Here is a 233-nt window from a genome sequence, read left to right as displayed (position 1 = left end):
CACCTGCGCGGCCTCCTGCCGCACCATCCCCAGCAGCAGCGCCCGCTGCTCCGCCTCCGTCAGCCCCGCCAGCCGCTCCCGCAGCCCCGCACCGGCGGCTTCGTCCGCGGGCTCCGGTTCGGCGTCCGTGATGCCGCGCAGTGCCTCGGCGGCCTCGGGGATGTCCTCGAGCAGGGGACGGCGCCGGGCCATCGCATAACCCGGGGTGAACAGCGCCCAGTCCATGTCGGCCA

At 76.0% G+C, this 233-nt stretch carries 1 protein-coding gene; it reads right to left on the bottom strand.

Annotated features, from left to right (window positions below; all coding sequences use genetic code 11):
- Nucleotides 1-233, bottom strand: a 233-nt coding sequence (locus IG88_RS43685; protein ID WP_037837602.1) for a hypothetical protein, incomplete at both ends; no start/stop codon positions are given.

The sequence above is a fragment of the Streptomyces sp. NRRL F-5650 genome, assembly GCF_000721365.1.
GTDB classification, from domain to species: domain Bacteria; phylum Actinomycetota; class Actinomycetes; order Streptomycetales; family Streptomycetaceae; genus Streptomyces; species Streptomyces ardesiacus.
The sequence above is the reverse complement of the archived record's forward strand: the minus strand, read 5'-3'. Positions and strand labels throughout refer to the sequence as shown.